Here is a 6,397-nt window from a genome sequence, read left to right as displayed (position 1 = left end):
TTAAAATCTAACTTAGCAAAAAAGCCAGCTCTAACAGTTACACCGACGAGTAATTGGATCTTCTTTTTCACTCTCGGTGAGCTCTGTGTTCTCTGTGGTGATAACAATGTCTTAATCACTTTATAAAAACAAATCTACCACCGAGGGCACAGAGGCGCTGCGCACTACACCGAGGAGTTATTTGATCTTCTCCTTCACTTCTCTGTGTTCTCTGTGGTGATAATAGTCTCTAAATCACTTTCGTTGTATATTTAAAAACAAATCTACCACCGAGGGCACAGAGGCGCTTCGCGCTACACCGAGGAGTTATTAGCTCTTCTCCTTCACTTCTCTGTGCACTCTGTGTTCTCTGTGGTGATAACAATGTCTTAATCACTTTTAAAAACAATCTACCACCGAGAACGCCGAGGCGCTTCGCGCTACACCGAGGAGTTATAAAATCTTTACGTCATCATGATGATACATATAGAATACGCCCATAAAAAAGCTTTATGAAAAAGGAGTCTGTAGTACTTCTGTTCATACATAAAAAATATAATTGAACGTAAAGGGAGATACCGTGAAAATATTGGAAGTGCTAAAAAATGCTGATTTAAGTACAGTACAAAATGGCCAAGATACTGTCGCAGACATGTATTACAGATACAAAATAAAAGACTTAAATAAGCCAATTGTAATCACCTTTCCCCCTAACAGAGAAAAAATCAATAATAATCCGAACATCGCCCCTTTTAATTTTAACTTTTTATGTCGATACGATATAAATATTTTATGTTTTGGTGTACTAGGTGCCCATAAAAATAACTATTTTATGCATCCAGAATTTTCAGCATTTATAGAAAAGTTAGGGGTTGCATTAAAGCCTTTTAAAATACGATTAGGGTACGCAAATAGTAAGGGAGGATTTGGAATTGGGGCTTATGCTAACGCGCTAAAATTAGATCATGCAATTTTATTTCATCCCGTTAGTACAAAAAATATAGCGCTAGTTCCATGGGACAACCAAGCTACAACTAAAGCTTCACAGCACCTAGATTGGTCAGGCCCTTACGGAGACGTAAATATGGGGGAGTGCAAGGGTTTTGTAATATACGACCCCCTCAATCCAATTGACGTAAAACATGCAAATAGATTCCCTAATTTAAAACATATAAAAATGTATGGATACGGGCATAGCCAAGGATATTATTTTTTAGCACAGCATTCCGATCTAATTAAAGAAATGTTAAATGGCTTCATAAATAAACAAGAAGTAGATATAACAAACCTAAGAAAAAAAGGTAAATTGCTCAGAACAACTAGCTATTACTACACCAAACTTTTAGAAAAGAAGCCGCAAAATAAAACACTACTAAAAAGCCGAGAAAAACTTGAAAAACTTGTCACTTCACCACAAGTAAAACCCATAAAAAAGCAATCAGAAAAGAATATTAATACAATTAGAGATTCAGCTTTAGCTTTAGAAAAAATAAGTGTTGAAAAGGCACTAAACCTGATGAAAATTGCATTAGAGCTAAGCCCTAAAGACTCATTTATTATTAATAAAGTCAATGAATACACTCTAGGTTTTATGGAGTTATCACTAAAAAATAATTTAAAAGAAGAAAAATGTAAGCAAATAAAAAGTAAAGCTGGGAAAGTATTATATTTTGATCATATTAAAAATAAATGTATTACGGTTAGTGCATCCAAAGCCCATACCGACAACCTCTCATTAGTTGCATTGAATATATCCGCTTCAAACCAAGTTTCGTTTTTTACTATAAAAAACAAGACTGTTCTAGTTCCTTTATTTTTATCAAAGAAAGGTCTTACAAAAAGTGCTAATAATAACTTTAAAAGTCTTTCCGAATTAATTAAGACTAATGACGGCTACTACCTAATAAAAACTGAAGAATGTTATTTGTGTACAGGGCCTTCTGGTAAAGTTTTATCTAATCGTAAAGTCGCTAATAATTGGGAGCGTTTCAGTATTAGTAATTTACCTAAAAACATTTTGGACCCTTTGGTAAATTAATCCAAAGCAGCTACTAGCTCTTCAAATAATTATATAAGATTTAGTAGAGATGGTTTGTGCACCAGTTAATCTGGTGCAAACCGATGTTTATGCTTTGCCCCACTTCCCTTGTGTTACCTTTATAGTAATTAAAGTATTGTTACCATCTAGGCGCTTAGCACCATACAGAGAAGCTATCTGCTCTTCTCTGTGCCCCCTGTGTTCTCAGTGGTGATAGCAATGTCTTAATCACTTTATAAAAACAATTTATCACCGAGGGCACAGAGGCGCTGCTCGCTACACCGAGGAATTATTAGAGCTTCTCTTTTACTTCTCCTTCACTTCTCCTTCACTTCTCTGTGAACTCTGTGTTCTCGGTGGTGATTACAATGTCTTCATCACTTTATAAAAACAATTCTACCACCGAGGGCACGGAGGTGCTGCGAGCTACACCAAGGAGGTATTAGCTCTTCTACCTCACTTCTCTGTGTTCTCGGTGTTCTCTGTGGTGATAACAAGGTCTTAATTACTTTAAGAGCTTTTAGCCCAAGACAATTTTACCACCGAGGGCACAGAGGCGCTACGCGCTACACCGAGGAGTTATTAGCTCTTCTCTTTTACTTATCTGTGCACTCTGTGTTCTCGGTGGTGATAACAATGACTTCGTCACTTTAAGAGCTTTTAGCACAAGACAAATCTACCACCGAGGGCACAGAGGCGCTGCGCACTACACTGAGGAGTTATTGGCTTTTCTCCTTCACTGCTCTGTGCTCTCTGTGGTGATAACAATGACTTAGTCACTTTAAGAGCTTTAGCCCAAGACAATTCTACCACCGAGGGCACAGAGGCGCTGCGCGCTACACCGAGGAGTTATTCGCTCTTCTCCTTCACTTCTCTGTGAACTCTGTGTTCTCTGTGGTGATAACAATGTCTTAATCACTTTATAAAAAAAATCTACCACCGAGGACACAGAGGCGCTGCGCGCTAAACCGAGGAATTATTAGAGCTTCCCCTTCACTTCTCTGTGCACTCTGTGTTCTCTGTGGTGATAATCATGTCTTAATCACTTGTTTATAGGGTATAAAACCAAATATGTTATTGGTTGGTGGTGGCTAGCTTGGCTTGGTAGGTCTTCACTTTATTATTAATTACCTTACCATGAGGGCGGGCTTGTTGGGCGAGTAGCATTAAGCTTAATGCTTTTTTCAAATCTGTACTTTCAAGCCTCATAGCTTCATCACGAATAAAATCCACATTAAGCGGATCAGTTAAATCACTATCTTTAATATTATGTATATCTAAACGCGGCGCTTTTTGAGGTTGTTTGTTCTTTATATTAAAAAACGAAAATAAATGGTTAGCTATACTTTCTAAACGCTTTTCGTCAAGCGTATACAAGCTATTAGTTATAGCTTCAGCCACGTTTGGCTCGCCCGTAACTTGTAGCTCACCGTTTTGTAACGCATTAATAATTACTTGTTTATCGTTTAAGCTCATTGCTACATTAAGCTTGGTTTTTATCTCCGCGCTAAATTTACGCAACTTAGTTGCTTCAAAACCTGTATAGCCATAGCTTACAAACCAACTTTTTTTAATATCAGTCACATTTAGCTTAACTACTTCGCCTTTTAAGTTACCCAAGGGCGCGTTTAAAAATAAGTAATTTAACGCCTTGCACAAAGCTTTGTTTTGAAGTGTTTTAGGTATTAACCTAAGCGAGGTGGTAATCAGAGTTTTTTTCATTTTTCAATTACTTAAATTAAAGAGGAAAGTATAAGAGTTGCATAAAGTGCTTTATTAAATTAATAAAACACTTTAATTAAAGCAGGTAAGAAAGTTAAATCAGCTAAACAAAAGATCGTTTTCATCACAGTGTTTACTATAAAGAGCTAAATCATCAGCATAAAGTTTTTTAACCAACTGCACTAACTCTTCAGTATAGAGCGCTTTATGGCTTGGGCATTTACCCCCGCGCTTAAGTACGGCAATATCAAATGCTGTGGTTTGGCTGTAGTTATCATCGTTAAGCATTTCATATTTATCAGTACCGTGCCCTGTCAAACTGCGAGCATCAACCACATTAAAATCTATTTTTTCTTTTAATGTGACTATCGCTTTATCAAAGTGCTCTAAGGAAAAGTAATCGTCATACTCTTTATACAATAAAAACTGATTCTGTGGTTTCCAATGTATATTGGCACCTTTCATAGGTGGCACAGCAAGCGATTCAACAAATTGCTCAAAGGTTAAATCATCAAGTTTAACCTCTCGTTTAAGTAAATCGCGGTACTGCCAAGCATCGAGCTCTTTGGCTACAAATTTATCTAAAAATACACTCGCTAAGCGCCTAAATGGGCAACGCAGTACAACAAACTTATATTGTGCGGTCGCCGCCTCTTTTAAGGTGGGTTTAAACGTTTGGTTGTTAGTATGTATCCAATTACCTTGTTCAATACTACTTACACAACCGTTAGCCATAGCAACCGATAAACGTAATGTAGAACAGCCATTTTTAGGTATAAATGAGTATATAGTATCGCTATCATACACCTGCATAGCATAATCCATACAGAATTGATGCTTAGCATTATTGTTAAGGTTATTAATACTGCTATCTGTGTATAAGAAGCCGGATTTATTACTCTTTTTTGCTTTAACAACTGCATTGTTACTTATTATTGCATTATTTAAAGACTCAATACTTTTTTCTTGTTCATTTACAATATGTAACAAGATAGCAATTATTTTTTCATTTGTTATATTTGGAGCATCTGATTTTATATTACTAACCTCATTGTTAAAAGGTTCGCCCCCTTGATCCCTCATTAATAAATTAACTGCATCTAAATCTTTTTTAGAGTTAACTAGCACACTGTTTAACTCTTCAGCTGTTGGAAATAAACCTTTCAAATTTATATCTGGGGTATTTAACGAACCTACTTTATGTTTTTTTAATAATACACCGAGCTCTCTTGGCAAAACTTGTTCTGTAAACAAAGAGTTGTACAGTGCATACATCGCGATCTCTAATTGACTAGGGGCTTCATTAATTCTAATTGTAGAAATATTATTCTTTAGACCTAGAAGTTCAAACATAGCCTGACTTGCGTCAACGCAACTATCAAAGTTGATAAAGTGACACCTTGCACCATTAAAGCCTGCCCATAATTGCATGTGTTCCGAAAAATTAACGCCCTTTTTACTCCACTCCTTAAAGCTTTTAACTTCACCTAAATATGACTTATGCTTTATACCCCATTGCAAATATGCTGACTTAATCCACTTATCATGCCTGCGAATAAACGTTACTGTTTCAAGTTCAAAATCACTATTCAACCTTTCAAGTACATGACGTAACCTTTCGTAACTAACAAACAAACTTTCGTTAGACCATATAATAGTTGTATACCCTTTAGAAACACTCACGGGGTCAAGTCTTGTATTTTGCAATAATACGACTAATTTGAGAGTAATGTAAGCCAAAATAATCACCAATCTGTTTTTGCGTATAACCACCAGAGCGATATGCATTAAGTATTGCTTGGTGCTTATTTATTGCATTAGATTGGTATTCTTTTAGTGTCCGAGGTGTTGCACTTCGCTGTTTAAAAGGAATTTCAAGTAAATCTCCTTCTCATTCACTTTGCATTTCTTGATGCTTTGCAACAAAATCATCATCACCTAGGAATATTTGATGCTGTAAATCATCCCATACTGACTTACCCACACCATCTTTAACAAAGACAATATAGGCTCGAATAGCATCTCGCCGATTATTAGCAAATAACTTCAGTAAAGCATCTGTCGATAACCATTCTGGCGAATCAACATTCCCAAGCATACAATGCCAACTAGACCACAACCACTCATCGGGAGAATTAACCATTTTAGCTCTAACTGGATTTAAAACAATATATCGGCATAATTCGAGCAGGTAGACATCTTTATCAACTAAAATGGCCTTGTACCTACCTTGAAATAAATGCCCTACACGGCCATGTCTACGGTTCATTGATTGGGTGAAAACACCATTTAGGTGGCGCATCCCTTTACTAAGGTTTGCATCGGGCGTTTCGACCAAAAGATGATAATGATTAGTCATTAAACAATAGGCATGAACAACCCAATTATAACGATCACAGGCATCTGCTAAAATCGCTAAAAACAATTCAAAATCATCATCCTGAAGATAAATGATATTCCGACCATTGCCCCGTGAAGTGACATGGTAAAGCGCACCAGCAAACTCTAAGCGTAACGGTCGACTCATAAAGCACCTTAACAAGTTAAACAATATGCAATAAGGTTAGCCTAAAAATCGATAAAAGAAGTAATCATGCAAAAATCAAGACTTGACCCCGTTATCGCGTTATCGTATAAAAACCAGGACCTATATCACCG

At 36.6% G+C, this 6,397-nt stretch carries 5 protein-coding genes; 1 reads left to right on the top strand and 4 read right to left on the bottom strand.

What is annotated here, in order from left to right:
- Positions 1-559 precede the first annotated feature (559 nt).
- Complete coding sequence (locus GQR39_RS08190) at positions 560-2,017, top strand: hypothetical protein (RefSeq protein WP_165735337.1); 1,458 nt, start codon at positions 560-562, stop codon at positions 2,015-2,017.
- A gap of 1,074 nt (positions 2,018-3,091) precedes the next feature.
- Here GQR39_RS08190 and GQR39_RS08185 read toward each other — a convergent pair.
- The 4 genes from GQR39_RS08185 to GQR39_RS08175 all read right to left on the bottom strand — a co-directional run bounded on the left by GQR39_RS08185 (position 3,092) and on the right by GQR39_RS08175 (position 6,266).
- On the bottom strand, positions 3,092-3,739 hold the full coding sequence (locus GQR39_RS08185; protein WP_165735336.1) for a hypothetical protein: 648 nt from the start codon (positions 3,737-3,739) through the stop codon (positions 3,092-3,094).
- 99 nt (positions 3,740-3,838) lie between these two features.
- Positions 3,839-5,446, bottom strand: a complete 1,608-nt coding sequence (locus GQR39_RS08180) for a sulfotransferase family 2 domain-containing protein (protein WP_165735335.1) — start codon at positions 5,444-5,446, stop codon at positions 3,839-3,841.
- Positions 5,427-5,534, bottom strand: a complete 108-nt coding sequence (locus GQR39_RS20470; protein ID WP_346774493.1) for a helix-turn-helix domain-containing protein — start codon at positions 5,532-5,534, stop codon at positions 5,427-5,429. Before GQR39_RS20470 ends, GQR39_RS08180 begins: the two co-directional genes overlap by 20 nt.
- Before the next feature lie 96 nt (positions 5,535-5,630).
- Positions 5,631-6,266 carry a transposase gene (locus GQR39_RS08175; RefSeq protein WP_240918188.1) on the bottom strand — a complete coding sequence of 212 codons (636 nt, stop codon included), beginning with the start codon at positions 6,264-6,266 and terminating at the stop codon, positions 5,631-5,633.
- Between the last annotated feature and the right edge of the window lie 131 nt (positions 6,267-6,397).

The organism is Pseudoalteromonas sp. C8 (assembly GCF_011378685.1).
GTDB lineage: Bacteria > Pseudomonadota > Gammaproteobacteria > Enterobacterales > Alteromonadaceae > Pseudoalteromonas > Pseudoalteromonas arctica.
Note: the sequence above shows the minus strand (reverse complement) of the source record. Positions and strands in the feature narration are given on the sequence as shown.